Here is a 19459-nt window from a genome sequence, read left to right on the forward strand (position 1 = left end):
CACTATTTTTGTCCGTCACTGTATGAAATAAGAGAAGTTTATGTCCCTTAAGAAGTCTATTTTAGTTATAATCGTAGTTCTGCTAATCGATCAGATTTCCAAAATTTATATCAAAACTAATTTCACACTACATGAAGAAGTACCGGTATTTAGTTGGTTTCGTATTGTATTTGTAGAAAATAAAGGAATGGCTTGGGGGTTTGAGCTTCCTGGAAATTATGGCAAACTCATATTGACCTTGTTTAGATTAGTTGCCATAACCGGAATTGGATATTGGTTATATGACTCTGTTAGAAAAAACAGTTCAAGAATCCTTACTTTTTGTATCGCTTTAATTTTTGCAGGTGCTTTTGGAAACATTATCGATTCAATTCTATATGGTATTATTTTTAACGAAAGTACAACTACTCAAATAGCACAGTTTTTACCCGAAGGTGGTGGTTATGAAAGTATTTTTTATGGGAAAGTAGTAGATATGATTCAGTTTACTTTTTACGATGATATTTTACCCGAATGGATTCCTTTCTGGGGTGGAAAACCTTTTTCATTTTTTGATCCCGTATTCAATATTGCGGATTCTGCTATTAGTATTGGAGTTTTCTTATTGTTAATTTTTAATAAAAGAGCTTTTCCAAAAAAAGAAGCCTAACCATTTATTTAGTACAGAATTTTTTCAAAATCATCCAGATGAATCGGTTTAGTCAAATAATCTGAAACCACATCGATCGATTTGGCTCTATTAATGTCTCTGGCATCAATAGAAGAACTAACTACATATAAATCGATCTTTTTACTGATTTTATCCTTGATTTTTTCAAACTCCTGAATAAACTGCCAACCATCCATAATAGGCATATTCAGATCCAAAAATATAACTTGGGGGACAATCTGATCCTCTATATTTTGTGTAGAATTTATGAAATAATTTAGTGCTTCTTTACCGTTATTAAATACAACAATCTTCTCTGATAATTTTTTTAGCTTGATAACTTTAATAACTAAATTTACGTACATATTGTCATCATCTATGATGCATACACTCTTTGAGTTTTGGGACATCTTGGGATAAAAATTAAAATTTTAATACAGAATAACTATACTGGCAAAAAAAATTATATATCGTTAGTTAAAAGTATAAAATTTTGATGGAGTTACGCAATAATCAAGACCAATATCTGTAGATAAAATCCCTCCAATTTTTTCTTCAGGTGTAAAAAAGGAAAGCCCTATTTTTATAACCTCAGCATTGCATTTGGAAAGAAACTTGTCATAAAAACCTTTGCCATAACCTACACGATTTCCTCTATGATCAAAAGCTAATAATGGAACAAAAACTACTTCTATTTTCTCTTCTGCAATAGGAATCCCATCAATAGGTTCGGGAATACCCCAGGAGTTTACCTTAAGTATAGTAGCATCTGTTAGCAAAATATGCTCTAAGGTATTATTCTCAAAATTACTCTTTGACACCACTATATTTTTATCCTTACCCTGTAGAATATGAAGTATAAATTCTGTGTTAATTTCTTTTTGTTTTTGAATAGATAAAAAAATATGATAAAAAGATTGCTCCCAGATAGGTAACTTCAATAAATTGTTTGCAACGGCTACGCTTAAATCATCAATCTCTTCTTCTGAAAGTTCAGCACGCAACTTTTTGTACTTTTTTCTTAAATCTAGTTTACTCAGACTTGCCATCACTCAAAACTTTTGAGATATTAAAAATCGCATCTCCTTTATAGACAATTGGCGCTTCATTTACATTGATAATGTAACCTTCGTTGCTTGCCTTAACAACGTGCCTCATCTTTCCGTAAGGGTCGGTTATCGTGGCTAGATGCTCTCCTACTTCAACATGTTTTCCGTATGGAATTTTGACGTGCAATAATCCACTATATTTTGCCCGAATCCAAGAACTTTTTTTGATGAATATAGTCTCCGTCTTAATTTCCGGGACAACAAAAGACGTATGTAACATATCAAAATGATTCAATAATCTCATGGTTCCGTGTACCCCTTCTCTAGCAATATCCTTATTGCTGTTTTGTGATTTACCGCCTTCAAATAATAAAATATCAACTCCCTTTTTCGCACAAGTAGCACGATATGATCCATCTAGATTTTTAGAAAACATCGTAAATGGCGCATTAAATATCTTTGCATATTCTACTAATTTTTCATTTTTTTCATCAACACGAATGTGTGGCGCATTAAACCTACTGGCACCTCCTGTGTGAAAATCCAGACAAAAATCTGCAACTGGTAAAATTTCATTAACGAATTGATATGCAAAACGGCTCGCTAAAGAGCCACTTTTTGTACCAGGAAATACTCTATTTAAATCTCGACCATCAGGAAAAGAACGTTGCATTCCTAAAAACCCAAATACATTTAAAACGGGAATACATATAATAGTTCCTTTTGCCGGTTTATTAATCTTTTTAGAAATAATCTGACGAACGACTTCTACTCCATTGATCTCATCACCATGTATACCGGCAGTAATCAATACCGTAGGACCTTCTTTTTTAGATCTTTCAATAATAATGGGGATTTCAATCTTTGTTGATGTATAAAGATTAGCTATATTGAAATTAATCGTTTTGCTCGCTCCCAGCGGAATATCCTCTCCTAAAACACTTAAGATATTCTTTTTGTCTGTTTTTGCCATATTCTTTTAAACACTTCGTTCTATAAAGCGAATAATTGATTTTGCGATATCTTTTCCTGTTGCGATTTGAATTCCTTCCAAACCTGGCGAAGAATTTACTTCTAAAATAAGTGGTCCTCGCTCGCTTTGCAGCATATCCACTCCAGCTACTCCCAACTTTAAGGCTTTTGCTGCTTTAATTGCAGCATTCTCTTCCTCTTCAGAGAGTTCAATAATTGATGCACTACCTCCTCTATGAAGATTAGACCGAAACTCACCTTCTTTTCCCTGTCTTTTCATAGCACCAACAACCTGGCCATCTACAATTAGCACTCTAATATCGGCTCCTTTGGCCTCTTTTACATATTCTTGAACAATGACTCTGGCTTGCAGTCCATTAAAAGCCTCAAGTACAGATTCTGCTGCTGTTTTTGTTTCTGCTAAAACGACTCCTAAACCTTGTGTCCCTTCTAATAATTTAATGATAAGAGGAGCACCTCCCACATGAGAAATTACTTCAGAAACATCTTTAGAATAATTAGTAAACACTGTTTTTGGTAATCCTAATCCTGCTTTTGATAGAATCTGAAGACTTCTTAATTTATCTCTGGAATCGACCAATGCCTGAGATTGAATGGTCGTAAATACGTTCATCATCTCAAACTGCCTTACCACCGCTGTACCATAAAAAGTAATAGAGGATCCTATCCTTGGAATTACTGCATCTACATGATCTAGTTTTTTTCCCCGGTAATAAATTTCCGGTTTCTTTTTTTCGATAACAATATCGCAGTTTAGAGGGTCTATTACTTGCACATTATGCTTTCTCTTTACTGCAGCTTGCACTAAAGCATCAGTAGAGAAAAGACTCGCATTGCGAGATAATATTTTTATATTCATTAGGATTTTAGATTATATGATTGATCCTCTAATTGAGGATCCACCAAGAATTTTCCGCTTAGAAATTTACGTCCAATTAATACCGGAAAACGCATATCATCGCGAGAAGACAATGTTAATGTTATAGAATGAGTTTTGTTAAAAAGGGTGATTTTTGTTCTTATGGCGTATCTAACTTCTACCTTTCCATTACTACTTTTAACCGCAGTAATGTCATAGTTCTTAAAAGTAAATTTTTTACCATTATATTCGGGATGTGTAGGATCGAGAAACCTACACTCTAAGATTTGACCTACCTCCTTAATTTCTTTACAATGAATTGATGAAGTATACGCTCCCGTATCGACTTTTGCATCAATATCCTGCAGATCTAGAAGAGGAAAATCTACCTTGTCAGTCCTTCCAATTATTTTTTTTTGATCTTTCAAAAAAATATCTTTAAAAATAGAGCTACTAAAGTAATAAAAAACCAGATGCATTCTATACTATAATACCTTTTAATAGTTAAATTCGTTTTCTGTTTTTAACATAATATTCATGTCAAGTGTATTTAATAATTCCCGTAAAGCACTAAATTTACACTTACATTATGCAGAAACCCTCGTTAGATATACAACTTAAGACATTACCAACAGGTCCCGGAGTTTATCAATATTATGATAAAGATGATAAACTACTTTATGTAGGTAAAGCCAAAAATCTCAAAAAAAGAGTTACTTCTTATTTCACAAAGAGTCATGACAATTATAAAACCAAAGTACTGGTTAAAAAAATCAGCACTATAAAACATATTGTTGTAGAAACCGAAACTGATGCATTACTCTTAGAAAACAATCTTATAAAGAAGCATCAGCCTCGTTTTAATGTCATGCTCAAGGATGATAAAACATATCCCTGGATTTGCATCAAAAAAGAGCGATTTCCTAGAGTTTTTCCTACTAGAAGTCTTATTAAAGATGGTTCAGAATATTTTGGCCCATATACCAATTTCAAAACGGTAAATACCCTTTTAGATCTCATCAAAGGTTTATACCAATTAAGAACGTGCAATTATGATTTATCACAACAAAAAATAGACAGTGGAAAATATAAGGTGTGTCTTGAGTATCATTTGGGAAATTGTAAAGGTGGATGCGAAGGATATCAAGAAGAGGAAGAATACCGTCAAAATATAGAAGCAATTCGTGAAATTGTAAAAGGAAACTTTAAGGATTCTCTTAATAGATTTCGAAAACAAATGGCAGATCACGCCGAAAAAATGGAGTTTGAGGATGCGCAACGAATAAAAGAAAAAATTGAAGTTTTAGAAAAATATCAAGCAAAGTCTACGGTTGTAAATCCTAAAATAAGCAATGTAGATGTTTTCTCCATAATCTCTGATGAATCCTATGGATATGTCAATTTTCTTCAACTTTCGTATGGAGCGATTATACGATCACATACTACAGAAATTAAAAAGAAACTAGAAGAAACAGATAAGGAATTATTAGAGTTGGCGATTATAGAATTACGACAACGATTTGGATCCACATCCAAAGAAATATATGTGCCTATTAAGGTTGATGTTGGTGAAGATTTAAAAATCACAATACCTCAACTTGGAGATAAGAAAAAAATTGTAGATCTATCCATACGTAACGCAAAATACTATCGACAGGAACGTTTTAAGCAAATAAAAATTATTGATCCTGATAGACACGTAAAGCGATTGATGGCTCAGATGAAAAAGGATCTAAGATTACCTGAAGAGCCTAGACATATAGAATGTTTTGACAACTCTAATATACAAGGAACGAATCCGGTTGCAGCTTGTGTAGTATTTAAAAATGGCAAACCAAGTAAAAAAGAATACAGAAAATTCAATATTAAAACTGTAGAAGGCGCAAACGATTTTGCCTCTATGGAAGAAGTTGTATATCGTAGATATAAACGTTTACTGGAAGAAGAGCAACCATTACCACAATTAGTGATTGTTGATGGTGGAAAAGGTCAACTTTCTTCTGGACTGAAAGCTTTAGAAGACCTAAATCTTCGTGGAAAAATAACGATTATCGGAATTGCAAAACGACTAGAGGAAATTTACTATCCTGGAGATTCAATCCCTTTATATCTTGATAAAAAATCAGAATCTTTAAAAATTATACAGCATCTCAGAAATGAAGCCCATCGTTTTGGTATTACCTTTCATCGACAGAAACGAAGTAAAGCAGCTTTAGATACAGAGTTGGATTCTATTCCCGGAATAGGAGAAAAAACCGTCATAGAATTACTAAAGCATTTTAGATCTGTAAAAAGAATTAGTGAAGCCACAAAAAAAGAGCTTTCAGAAGTAGTAGGAGAATCACGCGCAACCAAAGTGTATAATTACTATCTTTCTAAAAAAGAATAAACCTCTTATGCAATCCACCTCCTTCAAAATTTTAGATACACTAATACTGATTGTGATGCTCTTTGCATCCAATATCATAGTGTCTCAGGATAAGGATATTCTTGAAATCCACGACAATCCTGAAGGCCAGGATGTGAAAGTTGGGCTGGTTTTAAGTGGTGGCGGTGCTAAAGGATTGGCGCATATAGGAGCGCTAAAGGTGATTGAAGAAGCCGGAATTAGAATCGATTATATAGGCGGAACCAGTATGGGAGCAATTGTCGGTTCACTATATGCATCAGGATACTCTGCAAAAGAGCTAGATTCTATTTTTAGAGCTGTAGATTTTGATGTACTCATACAGGATGACTTACCAAGAAAAGCTAAAACTTTTTATGAACGTGAAGACTCCGAAAAATACGCACTTACTCTTCCTTTTGATAATTTCAAAATAGGACTTCCACAAGGGTTATCCAAAGGGCAGAACTTTTTTAACGAATTTGCAAGATTAACCTCTCATGTTCACGAAGTTGATGATTTTAGTAAGCTTCCTATTCCTTTTTTCTGTATGTCTACCAATATAGCTAATGGAGAACAAATTTTATTAGACAAGGGATATTTACCTGAAGCAGTATCTGCAAGTGGCGCATTGCCTTCTATTTTTAGCCCCATCGAATTAGATGGTATTCTCATGACGGATGGAGGTGTTGCTAACAATTATCCTATCGAAGAAATACGTAAAAAAGGAGCAGAAATCGTAATCGGAATCGATGTGCAAGACAGTTTAATGCCAAGAGATGAATTAAATTCTGTAACCAACATCATGTTGCAGATAAGCAATTTCAGGACGATTGAAGCTATGAAAAGCAAAATGCCTGAAACCGATGTCTATATTAAACCATCCATTTCAGAATTTTCATTAATATCTTTTGATCAGGCCGATAAAATTATCGCGAATGGAGAAAAAGCGGCATTCGCTAATTATGAAAAATTGAGAGCAATAAAAAGACGTCAAAAAACTTCAAAACCATCAATTAAAGCTCCTAAAAACTCCGACACACTTCTTATCAATAGCTTAGTTGTTTCTGGAAATCAAAGATATACAAGATCCTATATCAAGGGAAAACTAAAATTAAAACTGAATAATCCCAAAACCACTACTTATAAGAAATTATACGAAGGTATTAATAACCTATCTGCAACTGGTAATTTTGATAGGGTAAGCCATCGTTTAATTGACAAAGAAGATGGCAAGGAACTGGTTCTTAATGTAAAAGAATCAAAAAACACTACACTATTACGTTTAGCGCTTCATTATGATGATTTATATAAAACTGCCGCTCTTATAAATTTCACCAAAAAAAGTTTACTCTTTAACAATGATGTTCTTTCACTTGATGTGGCTTTAGGAGATAATATCAGATATGATTTTGATTATTATATCGACAAAGGATTCTATTGGAGTATTGGTCTAAAAAACAGTATTAATCGTTTCAACAGAAATGTAGAATATGAGCTGGTGAGAGAAGATTTTAGTTTACCCGATATAGAAGTAAATAAGATCAACCTGGATTATCTGGATTTCAAAACTCAGTTCTATGTAGAAACTTTATTAAATCAAACTTTTTCCCTAGGTCTTGGAGCAGAGTATCGAAGGTTTAGACTTATTTCTGAAACTATAGGAGAGGACGAGGATCAATTACCGCGAGTTGTTTTTGACAACAGCAATTACTGGAGCACATTCTCTTATCTAAAATTTGATAGCTACAACAATAAGTATTTCCCTTCTTCTGGATTTTTCTTTGACGGAAATATTAATTATTATTTATTTGACGATAACCCAAACAGTGAAAATAGCAATTTTGTTATTGCAAAGGCTGATTTTGGATACGCTTTTAAAGTTTTTGACAAAACTTCGGTTAATCTAGGGCTGAGTGCCGGTAACAGATGGGAAGAACAGAATGTTAGAAGTCTTAATTTTTTCGTGGGTGGTTTTGGGGCAAAAATGATCAATAATAATATCCCTTTTTACGGGTATGATTTTTTGAGTATTGTGGGAGATAGTTTTTTTAAAACAGCCATCACTTTAGACTATGAGATATTTTCGAAAAACCATATCAATCTAGCTGCTAACTATGCCAATGTTGGTAATGGGTTATTTGAAAATGGTGAGTGGTTAGAATCTCCCGAATATTCTGGATATGCTTTAGGTTATGGACTAGAAACTTTTGCAGGACCGGTACAAGTAAAATATTCATATTCTCCTGAACAAAAAGAAGGAGAATGGTTTTTTAGTATAGGTTTTTGGTTTTAATAAATTTTTACATTCAAAAAGATCGAAATATTTCCGATATTTGTATAGTTATGAGCTTGTATTGGCAGGACTTATTATTGCTATTACACTACCTTATTAAACGTAATCCGGAATGAGGTATAGTTTACTATTGCTTACTTTTTTATAACCTAGTAGTTAACACCATAATCTTTAATAATCATGCCTTTTTATCACTCTTTAGGTAAAATACCTCCTAAGCGACATACAATCTTCAGAAAACCTGATGGTACCTTATATTATGAACAATTGTTTGGAACCATTGGTTTTGATGGAATGTCAACCAATTCATATCACCATCAGCGACCTACACAAGTAAAAGAAATTCAAGGAAGCTATAGTGTAGCACCCGAAATTGCAATAAAAAATAATATAAAATCCTATCGATTACACGGGTTTAATGTAAACCCGGAAAAAGATTATTTACAAAGCAGAAAAAATGTACTTACCAACAGTGATGTTAGTATTATTTTGTCTGCTCCTCAGGAATCCACATCAGATTACTTTTACAAAAATACCGATGCTGATGAACTTATTTTCGTACATAAAGGAACTGGTAAATTCAGAAGTCATTTAGGCAACCTGGATTTTAAATATGGTGATTATATAGTAATTCCGAGAGGCACAATATATAAACTTGATTTTGACACAAAAGACAATCGACTGTTTATTGTAGAATCCAGGAGACCTATCTATACTCCAAAAAGATATAGAAACTGGTTCGGGCAGTTATTAGAGCATTCGCCTTTTTGTGAACGAGACCTAAGAGCTCCTTATGAATTAGAAAGTAATGATGAAAAAGGAGATTTCCTGATTAAAGTGAAAAAACAGGATGAAATCTTTGATATGATTTATGCTACGCATCCTTTTGATGTGATAGGATATGATGGGTTCAATTTTCCGTATGCATTTTCCATTCACGATTTCGAGCCAATAACTGGAAGAGTTCATCAGCCACCTCCTGTACATCAGACTTTTGAAACAGATGCATTTGTGGTTTGTTCATTTGTTCCCAGATTATATGATTACCATCCTGAGAGTATTCCTGCTCCTTACAATCATAGTAATATCGATAGTGATGAAGTATTGTATTATGTAGACGGTGATTTTATGAGTAGAAACGATATTGCTGCCGGTCATATCTCCTTGCACCCGGCAGGAATTCCGCACGGTCCACATCCCGGTGCTGTAGAAAGAAGTATTGGAAAAACTAAAACAGATGAACTAGCTGTGATGGTTGACACTTTTAAACCTTTGATGGTTACAAAAGAAGCCATGAAAATAGCAGATGAAGATTATTATAAATCTTGGCTAGAATAGTTAATGAATAATCAAAAAATAGATAAATGCTAAGCTATAGAAAAGATATTACTTCACATTTAAGAGCAATGTGGTAAATATGATTAGAAAATTCCGAAGGATTTTAAATATCATCATCTAATTATCACATTTACTAATTATCTAATTAAAAAGTCATGTCAACAAATATAAACTCACAAAATTTAGAAAAAGTAGTTCCACAAGCAGAAGATTTCCTGCCGCTTCTAGGTACAGATCACGTAGAGCTATATGTAGGTAATGCTAAACAAGCAGCTTACTATTATCAGACGGCTTGGGGATTCCAGCCCATTGCCTATGCAGGACTAGAAACAGGTCTTAAAGATCGGGTTTCTTACGTATTGCGCCAGGACAAAATAACTTTAGTCCTCACTTCGCCATTACAACCGGATGGAGATATCAATAAGCATATTAATGCCCATGGTGATGGTGTAAAAGTAGTCGCACTTTGGGTCGATGACGCTACAAAAAGTTACGAAGAGACCGTTAAACGTGGTGCAGAATCCTATATGAAACCAATTACAAAAGAGGATAAAGATGGTGAAGTAGTATTCTCTGGCATCCATACCTATGGAGAAACTGTTCACGTATTTGTAGAAAGAAAAAATTACAACGGAGCATTCTTACCTGGTTATGTTGCCTGGAAAAAGCCTTACAAAACAGAATCTACCGGACTTAAGTATATTGATCATATGGTTGGAAATGTAGGTTGGAATGAAATGAATAAATGGTGCGAATTCTATGCTAAAGTTATGGGATTTGCCCAATTAGTATCTTTTGATGATAAAGACATTTCTACAGAATATACCGCTTTAATGAGTAAAGTAATGAGTAATGGGAATGGTAGAATTAAATTTCCGATAAATGAGCCTGCAGAAGGAAGAAAAAAATCACAAATCGAAGAATATATTGATTTTTACAACGGCGCAGGTGTTCAACATATGGCGTTGGCTACGGATAATATTATAGAAACAGTTTCTGCCTTGCAAAATCGTGGAGTTGAATTTCTTACCGTGCCAGCCAGTTACTATGAAACAGTTCTGGACAGAGTAGGAGAAATTGATGAAGATCTTGAACCTTTAAAAGAACTTGGAATACTCATTGACAGAGATGATGAAGGATATCTGCTTCAGATTTTTACCAAACCCGTTTTAGATCGACCAACTATGTTTTTTGAAATAATTCAGAGAAAAGGAGCGCAATCTTTTGGAAAAGGTAATTTTAAAGCACTTTTTGAGGCAATAGAAAGAGAACAAGAACAGAGAGGGACACTATAGATTCAATATTTTCTTTGAATCCTTTCAAAAATTTAAGCAAACAATGTTAATAAATTGAGATTATTGAAAAATTATCCGTTTCTGCCTAAATTTTTGTTAAATATGATAATAAAAAAACGTTTTCGTTTGATAATTATGCAAAAAAAGCGGATGTTTGTATTATAAGCGGAGTGGTTACTGCTTATACCAAAAACAATAATTATTCTCATAATTTAAGTTTTTAGTTGGTTAATAAAAGTAAAAGAGAGCTGTGGTGGCTCTCTTTTTTATTACTTTTTTTAAAATTTAGTAATACTCCCCGTTTTTATCTGTTTATATTATATAGTATTTTTGGAATGGATATTGTAAATACTACTGGCAATAGTGTTTATGTTTAACAAAACAACACCCAAAATATTTATGAAATGAGCCATAACAATTAAATTGATACACAAAGAAATGTACAATGGCGAATTCCATTTGACTACTAAAAAAACAATAAAAAAGAACAAATGAAAAGATATATTCTTTTATTAATAATCTTGATTACAACTACCTCTATTGCTCAGGACAGCCACAGCTCTTTTAATAGTGGAGAATGGTTCAAATTCAAAATTCGCTATGGGTTTTTTACAGCCAGTTATGCTACTTTAGAGGTAAAAGACGAAACGCTCAACGGGAAGTCTGTACACCATATTGTTGGCACAGGAAAATCTTCAGGGGTTCTTAGTGTGTTTTTTAAAGTAGAAGATTATTATGAAACTTATGTTGATAAAACCGAAGTAAAACCGTATCGTTTTATCCGTAAGATCAATGAAGGAGGTCACACCAAAGATATAGAGATTAACTTTGATCACGAAAATAAAAAAGCTCTTGTATTTAATAAAAAGTATAATAAAAAGGAAACATTTACTATCAAGGACAATATCCAGGACATGATGTCTTCGTTCTATTATCTAAGAAATAATATTGACGTATCTTCGCTAAAGAAAGGAGATGAGAAGCTGGTAAATATGTTTTTTGACAATGAAAATTACCTGTTTAAGCTACGCTTTTTAGGAAGAGAAACAGTGAAAATGAATGGTAATAAAATTCGCTGTTTAAAATTTCGCCCAATAGTTCAAGCAGAAAGAGTATTTAAGGAAGAAGAAAGTTTGACCGTTTGGGTAAGTGACGATGATAATAGAATGCCTATTAGAATAAAAGCAGATATTCTCGTAGGATCAATAAATGCAGATTTAATAGCTTATAAAGGACTTAAACACCCTCTTAAAATTGTAATAGATTAATGGACGAATCCATAAAACCTGAGATTGCTGAAAAAATAAGACAACTCGAAAAAAAGTTTAAAAATTCCGGGCAGGATCTGGGATCTTACTTAGATGGTTTACTACACGACCGTTACCTCACATATTGGGATTATATTCACCTGGACACTTTACTTAGTTTACAAATTCCAAGAACACATTTTCCTGATGAGGAAATATTTATCATGTATCATCAGATTACAGAACTTTATTTTAAGTTGATCATCCATGAGTTAAAGCAGATTATTGATGATAAACTACAGACTGCAGAGTTCTTTACAAAAAAATTAGATCGGATCAATCGATATTTTAGAGTTTTGATAGACTCGTTTGATGTTATGATCAAAGGAATGGACAAAGATCAATTTCTAAAATACCGAATGTCATTATTACCAGCAAGTGGTTTTCAATCAGTTCAATTTAGGTTGATAGAGATATATGCCACTCCTTTAGCTAATTTGGTAAATAGTAAGGAAAGAGATGAATTTTCTGAAGAAGATGCTTTGGAAGAAGTTTATGAACATTTATACTGGAAATCCGGGGCTACGGATATTAAAACCGGTGAAAAGACACTAACACTAAAACAGTTTGAGTATCGGTATACGCCCAGAATGATGCGTATTGCTCACCAGGTAAAACAAAGTACAATTTATCACAGATACCTGGAACTTCCGGAAAAAGAGCAAAATAATGTGCACCTTATTAATGCATTACGTACTTTTGACACCAATGTGAATATTAATTGGTTATTAATGCATATGGGTGCCGCCTACAGGTATCTTAATAGAGATAAAGGCGAAGTATTAGCCACAGGAGGAACCAACTGGAAAAAGTTTTTACCACCAAGTTTTCAAAGGATCATTTTTTTTCCTAATCTTTGGAGTGAAGAAGAAAAAGAAAATTGGGGACAACAATGGGTTACCCATCAATTTAATACCACAAAATAAAGTCAGTTGAAGAATTTAGGTTACATACTACTAATGGCAGTAGTATTGATTTCATGTCAGCAAGAAAAAAAAGAACCGGTAGATGTCGTTCCTGAAATAATTGAAGAAATAAAAGAACCACCAGTTGTTAAGGAATTTGGATACAATCTTAATGACTTCACAGTTGTTAGAGATACAGTAAGACCAGGAGATAGTTTTGGAGCTATCTTAGACAGTCACGGTATCTCCAGAGCCAAAGTTTTTGAAATTTCAAATAAAATCAAAGACACTTTTAATGTTGCCAGAATCACAGCGGGTAAAGCATATGCCATTCTTAAATCCAAAGATACTACCGAAAAAGCACAAGTATTTGTGTATCAAAATGGACTTATAGATTATACGGTTGTAGATTTTAGAGACAGTATCGTTGCCAGAAAAAGTGCAAAACCAGTAAAAATAGTTGAAAGAATAGCTTCCGGAACTATAGAAAGTAACCTGTCTCAAACCTTTGACGAAATGGACCTAAGCTTCCTGGTTGCTTATAAAATGGCAGATATTTATGCATGGACCATAGATTTTACAAGACTTCAGGCAGGAGATCAATTTAAAGTAATTTATACAGAAAAATACATAAACGATACCATCCCGGCTGGAATAGGTGAAATCAAAGCCTCATACTTTGAGCATAGAAGTAAACCTATCTATGCATTTAAATTCGAAGATGATACAATTAATGGAACGTTTGATTATTTTGATCAAGAAGCAAATAATTTACGCAGAGCATTTCTTAGAGCACCGGTTCAATTTAGTAGAATTTCTTCAAGATATAATCTTAAACGAAGAATACGGTACTATGGGAATAAAATAAGACCACATCGCGGAACAGATTTTGCGGCACCAGTTGGAACTCCCATATTGGCAACTGCAGATGGTACTGTTACCAAGTCAGAACGAAAAGGAGGAAATGGAAAATATGTAAAAATCAGACATAATGCTACTTATGATACTCAATACTTACATATGAGTAGACGAGCAGTAAAAGTCGGTGAATATGTAAGACAAGGCGAGGTTATCGGTTACATAGGAATGACAGGGAATACCAGTGGACCACACGTATGTTATCGTTTCTGGAAAAATGGTAAAGAAGTAGATCCTTTCAAACAAGATTTACCTGCCTCCAAACCGTTAAATGATAGTTTGCGACCTTCTTATTTTAAACATATAGAACCACTAAAAACGAAATTAGACAGCATTATTTTCAAACCAAAACAAGAAATTTTATAACCAGATGGCATTACCAACTATTAATCCCACCACCACAAAAGCTTGGGAAGCACTTCAAAACCATTACGAGGATATAAAACACTCGCATTTAAAAGATCTTTTTGCAAAATCTCCAGATAGATCAGAAAAATTCTCCATTGAATGGAAGGATTTTTATGTAGATTATTCTAAAAATAGAATTGATGAAACCACAAAAAAGCTTTTAATAGATCTTGCCAAAGAGGTACAGCTCGATAAAGCAATACAAAGCTATTTTGAAGGAGAAGCCATAAATGAAACAGAGAACCGAGCAGTACTGCACACAGCCCTTAGAGCTCCGTCAAGTAACACTGTTAATGTAGACGGAAAAAATGTAGTACCAGAAGTATCTGATGTAAAAAATAAAATAAAAACATTTTGTGATAAGGTTATTAATGGTGAATTAAAAGGATATACTAACAAACCATTCACAGATATTGTAAATATCGGTATTGGCGGTTCTGATCTTGGACCTGCCATGATTACAGAATCTTTAGAATATTATAAAAACCATCTGAAAGTACATTTTATATCCAATGTAGATGGTGATCACGTACACCAAAACTTAAAAGATCTTGATCCGGAAACTACGTTATTTGTAGTGGTATCAAAAACTTTCTCTACGCAGGAAACATTATCCAATGCTACTACCGCCAGAAGTTGGTTTATAAAACAAGCTTCTCAAGAAGCGGTAAGCAAACATTTCGTTGCCGTATCCAGTAACATTCCTAATGTAACTAAATTTGGTATTGATTCAGACAATATTTTCCCATTATGGGATTGGGTTGGAGGTCGTTTTTCACTGTGGAGCGCTGTGGGATTATCCATAAGTTTATCCGTTGGTTATAAAAACTTTGAGTCTTTATTAGTGGGTGCTCATGAAATGGATGAACATTTCAAAACTGCCGATTTCGAGGAGAATCTACCCGTTGTTTTGGGATTACTTAGTATATGGTATAATAACTTCTTTGGTGCTGAGAGCGAAGCAGTCATCCCATATTCGCAATACCTGCATAGATTACCGGCATACTTGCAACAAGGTATTATGGAAAGTAATGGTAAAAGTGTAGATCGCAATGGGAACCCTATTGACTATCAAACAGGAACCATCATCTGGGGAGAACCGGGAACAAACGCTCAACATGCATTCTTTCAGTTAATTCATCAAGGAACCAAATTGATTCCAGCAGAATTTATTGGTTTTAAACACTCTTTGTTTGAAGATAAAGATCATCAGGATAAACTCATGGCGAATTTCTTTGCACAGACTGAAGCCTTAATGAACGGAAAAACTGAAGCTGAAGTTCTTGATGAATTAAAATCCAAAAATCTTCCTGAAGATAAACTAAAACAGTTAGTGCCTTTCAAAATTTTTACAGGAAATAAACCTACCACCACTGTACTTATTAACAAATTAACCCCTAAAAGTCTAGGTGCATTAGTGTCGATGTATGAACAAAGAATTTTTGTTCAAGGAGTAATTTGGAACATATTTAGTTATGATCAATGGGGTGTGGAATTAGGTAAGCAATTGGCTACAAAAATTTTAAATGAAATCGATAATTCGCAGATTTCTGACCATGATTCGTCCACAAAAACACTGCTAAAAAAGTATTTGAGTTAAGTTTTTTTTGGTTCATAACTTTTTGATATTTTCAATTAACTCCAAATCAATTCATTATAAAATTGAGTTACCTTAAAACCGTTAAAATTTTATGTAAAAATTTTAACATTAAGATAAACTTTAATTGCGCAAAGATTTGTTTTTTTGCGCCAAACAATTAACTCAATTCATTATAATGAAAAAGATTACATTTTTATTTGTTGTAATTCTTTTAGCAACGTTTTCAGAAGCGCTTGCTCAAGGTGTTACAAAATCTTCCATGAATGGAAAAGTAACGGATAATACGGGAGCAGCACTTCCGGGTGCTAATGTAATTGCTATTCACACTCCTTCTGGGACTAAGTATGGTGCAATTACAGATTTTGACGGTTTCTATAGAATCGCCAATATGAGAACTGGTGGGCCGTACCGAATAACAATCTCATACGTAGGGTTTTTAGGATTTGTTCAGGATGGAGTATATCTTCAATTAGGAGATTCTAAAAACATCAGCACTCAGATGAAAGAAGAAGCTAGCGCTCTTGAAGAAGTTGTAATAACAGCTACTCGAAATGGGGTATTTGATTCTGGTAAAACAGGAACGGAAACTACCGTAACAGAAAGACAGATCAACTCTTTACCTTCTGTATCTAGATCGGTTGCGGATTTTGTGAGAATTACTCCACAAGCTCAGATTACTGAAGGTGATGATGGTTTCTCTGTTTCTTTAGCCGGACAGAATAACAGATACAATGCACTCTATATCGATGGTGGTGTTAGTAATGATGTATTTGGTTTAGCAGGATCAGGAACAGATGGTGGACAAACAGGAGTAAACCCTTTTTCTATCGACGCGATAGAAACATTCCAGATAAACATTGCTCCTTTTGATGTGAGACAATCCGGATTTGCAGGTGGTGCGATCAATGCAATTACAAGATCAGGAACAAATAAAATTCAAGGATCTGCATATACATACTTTAGAAATCAGGATCTTGCAGGAAAAACTCCTCCTAGTCTTGTTGGAGATGGTGAATCTGCTGAAAAATTAGCAGACTTTTCTTCTAATATCTATGGTATTAGAGTAGGTGGTCCAATCGTAAAAGACAAATTATTCTATTTTGTAAACTACGAAAGAGAACAAACTGAAACTCCACAACCTTTTAATTTTAGTAATTACCAAGGTGATTCCAGTTTATCTGAAATCCAAGATCTTTCTAATTTTTTACAGACTACATACGGATTTAATCCAGGTGGATTTGATAATAATACCAGAACGTTAGATAGTGATAAGTTTACAGTAAGACTAGACTGGAATATTAACGATAATCATCAGTTGAGTGTTAAACACAATTTTGTAAAGGCAGAAAATCTTGAAGCTAGAAATAGTGGTAACAGAAATATTGGTTTCATTAATGGGTCTGAATTTTTTGAAAGTACAAAAAATGAAACTACTTTAGAATTAAATTCTTCTTTCGGTAGTTGGGCATCTAATAGTCTATTAGTTGGATATAAATCGGTTAGAGATGATCGTGATCCTTCTGGTAATCCATTCCCAAGTGTCGATATCAGAGATGGTGGTGGTACTATTACTTTTGGTGCTGAACCTTTCTCTACTGCTAACTTATTGGATCAGGATATTTTAAATATAGCGGATAATTTTGAAATCTATAGCGGTAAACACACCATTACAATTGGTACCCAACACGAGTTTTCAAAAATAAAGAACCTTTTCTTTGCGTTTAACTATGGTGACTACACATTTAACAGTGTTAGCGACTTCTACGCTGGTATTATTGATGAATACCAAAGAGGTTATTCTTTAGTTGGAGGAACAGCTGTAGGTGATGAATCTGACGGTGCTTCAGAATTCAAATTATACCAGCCAAGTGTTTACATTCAGGATGAAGTGAGTATTGCTGAAAACTTTAGATTTACTGCAGGTTTAAGAGTAGATGTACCTATTTTTGATGATGGTCCTGTAAATGATGATTTCAACAATAGAACAATTCCTATCTTGGAGGCTGCAGGAAAAGATCTTCAGGGAGCAAGAGTTGGTAAAGCAATTAACCCTAAAGCTCATTTATCTCCAAGAATTGGTTTTAATTGGGATGTAAAAAACAACAAAACTACTCAAGTTCGTGGTGGTTTAGGAATGTTTACTTCTAGAATTCCTTTAGTATGGCCTGGTGGATCATATAATAACAATGGTATTACTGGTGGATTTACTGGTGGATTTAATTTAGATCCTTCAACCATCACTTTTAACCCTGACATTAACCAACAACCAGTGGCTGTAGAACCTGGAACAGGTGGACTTGCTGGTAATGTGGATATTTTTACACCGAACCTAAGGTTACCTCAGTTTATGAAGTATAATATTGCAATAGATCAAAAATTACCAATATGGGGATTAATTGCTAGTGCAGACTTCTTGTATACGGATGTAATTACAAATATCTATTACGAAAACTTAAACATTGGGGAAGCAGAAGGCACCTTGAATGGTGCTGATAACAGACCTTTTTATAGCGACAGTTTTGGTGATCTTTTAGATAACACCTATGGTAGAATTACTCTAGGAACTAATACTGGTGAAGGTTTCTCATACAACGCATCTGTTACCCTAAGAAAACCTTTTGAAAATGGATTCCAAGGAAGTGTTTCTTACTCTTACGGTGAGGCAGAGGCTATTTTTGATGGAACTTCTTCTCAAAACAGTTCTCAGTGGAGAAATATCCAAACTGTAAACGGTAAAAACTCTGACTTACCAACATCCAGATCTGATTTCTCTCAAGGTTCTCGTATCACTGCAAACGTAAGTTATGAAAAGGAATACCTTGGATTTATGAAATCTACTATAGCACTTTTCTTTGAAGCTAATCAAGGTGCTCCATACTCATTTGTTTATAGAGAAGGTAGAGATCTTTTAAATGATGACTCTAGAGATAATGCTTTAATATATATACCTGCTAACCAAAGCGAAATTGTATTGGTTGATGGAGAAAATGGATTAAGTTCTCAACAACAATGGGATGCTTTAGACGCATTTATTGAAGGAAATGATTACTTAAGAAGTAGAAGAGGACAATATGCAGAGCGAAATGGTGACAGAGGTCCTTGGAGTAATACTATTGATTTAAAATTCCTACAAGATTTTTATATCAATACAGGAAAGCACAAAAATACACTTCAGGTATCTTTAGATATTTTCAACTTCACTAATTTACTAAATGAAGATTGGGGGAAACGTAAGTTTATTCCTGGGAATGTTGGATTATTAGAAACAGAGCAGGCTGGTCCAAATCCAGAGTTTAGTTTTAACCCTGCTTCTTTCGAAGATGGATTAGAGCAGTTAGATGATAGAGGATTACAATCATCAAGATGGCAAATGCAAGTTGGTTTAAGATATATCTTTAACTAACACCTTCTTATCATTATATACCAAAACCTCGCTCCATTTGAGCGAGGTTTTTT

The 19459-nt window shown here is 33.9% G+C and carries 15 protein-coding genes; 10 read left to right on the plus strand and 5 right to left on the minus strand.

Going from position 1 to position 19459, the window contains the following annotated elements:
- The first annotated feature begins 40 nt into the window (after positions 1 to 40).
- Positions 41 to 649 carry a lipoprotein signal peptidase gene (locus tag ACFSR1_RS11825; protein WP_378292706.1) on the plus strand — a complete coding sequence of 203 codons (609 nt, stop codon included), beginning with the start codon at positions 41 to 43 and terminating at the stop codon, positions 647 to 649.
- 8 nt (positions 650 to 657) lie between these two features.
- Here the strand turns inward: ACFSR1_RS11825 and ACFSR1_RS11830 are convergent, their stop codons facing one another.
- The 5 genes from ACFSR1_RS11830 to ACFSR1_RS11850 all read right to left on the minus strand — a co-directional run bounded on the left by ACFSR1_RS11830 (position 658) and on the right by ACFSR1_RS11850 (position 3978).
- Positions 658 to 1059, minus strand: coding sequence for a response regulator (locus tag ACFSR1_RS11830; protein ID WP_378292708.1), 402 nt, complete (start codon positions 1057 to 1059; stop codon positions 658 to 660).
- Positions 1060 to 1122: 63 nt separating this feature from the next.
- The gene (locus ACFSR1_RS11835) at positions 1123 to 1689 is read right to left on the minus strand and encodes a 5-formyltetrahydrofolate cyclo-ligase (RefSeq protein WP_378294501.1); all 567 of its coding nucleotides are present in this window, start codon (positions 1687 to 1689) and stop codon (positions 1123 to 1125) included.
- On the minus strand, positions 1682 to 2671 hold the full coding sequence (locus ACFSR1_RS11840) for a succinylglutamate desuccinylase/aspartoacylase family protein (protein WP_378292710.1): 990 nt from the start codon (positions 2669 to 2671) through the stop codon (positions 1682 to 1684). The genes ACFSR1_RS11835 and ACFSR1_RS11840 overlap by 8 nt, the downstream gene beginning before the upstream one ends.
- 6 nt (positions 2672 to 2677) lie before the next feature.
- Complete coding sequence (gene rimK / locus ACFSR1_RS11845; RefSeq protein WP_378292712.1) at positions 2678 to 3550, minus strand: 30S ribosomal protein S6--L-glutamate ligase; 873 nt, start codon at positions 3548 to 3550, stop codon at positions 2678 to 2680.
- Entirely contained in the window at positions 3550 to 3978 is a 429-nt protein-coding gene (locus ACFSR1_RS11850) for an ATP-dependent zinc protease family protein (protein WP_378292714.1), read from the minus strand. Before ACFSR1_RS11850 ends, rimK begins: the two co-directional genes overlap by 1 nt.
- Positions 3979 to 4139: 161 nt before the next feature.
- Between ACFSR1_RS11850 and uvrC the strand changes: the two genes are divergently transcribed.
- From uvrC to ACFSR1_RS11895, 9 genes are all read left to right on the plus strand, one after another.
- Positions 4140 to 5939, plus strand: coding sequence for an excinuclease ABC subunit UvrC (uvrC, locus tag ACFSR1_RS11855; RefSeq protein WP_378292716.1), 1800 nt, complete (start codon positions 4140 to 4142; stop codon positions 5937 to 5939).
- Between the two features lie 7 nt (positions 5940 to 5946).
- A complete protein-coding gene (locus tag ACFSR1_RS11860; RefSeq protein WP_378292718.1) occupies positions 5947 to 8232 on the plus strand; it encodes a patatin-like phospholipase family protein in 2286 nt (761 codons plus the stop codon).
- A gap of 180 nt (positions 8233 to 8412) precedes the next feature.
- Positions 8413 to 9570, plus strand: a complete 1158-nt coding sequence (locus tag ACFSR1_RS11865) for a homogentisate 1,2-dioxygenase (RefSeq protein WP_378292720.1) — start codon at positions 8413 to 8415, stop codon at positions 9568 to 9570.
- Positions 9571 to 9725: 155 nt separating this feature from the next.
- Positions 9726 to 10865: a 4-hydroxyphenylpyruvate dioxygenase gene (hppD, locus tag ACFSR1_RS11870; protein WP_378292722.1), complete on the plus strand. Its 1140-nt coding sequence runs from the start codon at positions 9726 to 9728 to the stop codon at positions 10863 to 10865.
- Between the two features lie 491 nt (positions 10866 to 11356).
- Positions 11357 to 12133, plus strand: coding sequence for a DUF3108 domain-containing protein (locus ACFSR1_RS11875; protein WP_378292724.1), 777 nt, complete (start codon positions 11357 to 11359; stop codon positions 12131 to 12133).
- Entirely contained in the window at positions 12133 to 13098 is a 966-nt protein-coding gene (locus ACFSR1_RS11880; protein WP_378292726.1) for a tryptophan 2,3-dioxygenase family protein, read from the plus strand. The genes ACFSR1_RS11875 and ACFSR1_RS11880 overlap by 1 nt, the downstream gene beginning before the upstream one ends.
- 6 nt (positions 13099 to 13104) lie before the next feature.
- Complete coding sequence (locus ACFSR1_RS11885) at positions 13105 to 14361, plus strand: peptidoglycan DD-metalloendopeptidase family protein (RefSeq protein WP_378292728.1); 1257 nt, start codon at positions 13105 to 13107, stop codon at positions 14359 to 14361.
- A 4-nt stretch (positions 14362 to 14365) separates the two neighbouring features.
- On the plus strand, positions 14366 to 16003 hold the full coding sequence (gene pgi, locus ACFSR1_RS11890) for a glucose-6-phosphate isomerase (RefSeq protein WP_378292730.1): 1638 nt from the start codon (positions 14366 to 14368) through the stop codon (positions 16001 to 16003).
- Between the two features lie 175 nt (positions 16004 to 16178).
- Entirely contained in the window at positions 16179 to 19406 is a 3228-nt protein-coding gene (locus ACFSR1_RS11895) for a TonB-dependent receptor (RefSeq protein ID WP_378292732.1), read from the plus strand.
- Positions 19407 to 19459: the final 53 nt, after the last annotated feature.

Origin of the sequence: Aquimarina rubra, from assembly GCF_042684305.1 — a bacterium.
Lineage (GTDB): Bacteria > Bacteroidota > Bacteroidia > Flavobacteriales > Flavobacteriaceae > Aquimarina > Aquimarina rubra.